The organism is Methylobacterium sp. CCH5-D2 (assembly GCF_001556475.1).
Classification (GTDB): domain Bacteria; phylum Pseudomonadota; class Alphaproteobacteria; order Rhizobiales; family Beijerinckiaceae; genus Methylobacterium; species Methylobacterium hispanicum.
The window spans coordinates 1-310 of record NZ_LSIX01000139.1 but is presented as its reverse complement, the minus strand read 5'-3'; the positions used below and the strand labels follow the sequence as shown (position 1 = coordinate 310).

The following is a 310-nucleotide window of genomic DNA, read 5'->3' as shown; positions in this document are numbered from 1 at the left end:
AAGCAGAGGCTCAGGCCGAGCGTGCGCAGGCTGTCGCGCCCGCCGGCAGCCGACTGGCCCGCGACGTAGGACACGTAGCCCGGGACGAGGGGCAGCACGCAGGGCGACAGGAACGACACGGCGCCGGCCGCGAAGGCCGCCACGAAGCCCACGCTTGAGGCGTCGATGGCCATGGTCTCAGGCCCGGCGCAGGGATGAAGGCAGGCTCGTCACTCCCGCCCGTCCCCCGCCGCGGCGAAGGTCTTGCGGGGGCGCTGGCGCTCCGCCTCGGTCCCGCCGGGCCCCGGCGGCTTGCGTGCCGCCGCACCCC

General features: G+C 76.5%; 1 protein-coding gene. It reads right to left on the bottom strand.

What is annotated here, in order from left to right; all coding sequences use genetic code 11:
- Positions 1–173 (bottom strand): cytochrome c biogenesis protein CcdA (locus AX737_RS03170; RefSeq protein WP_245293388.1); only part of this gene is annotated, 173 nt, incomplete at its 3' end.
- Between the last annotated feature and the right edge of the window lie 137 nt (positions 174–310).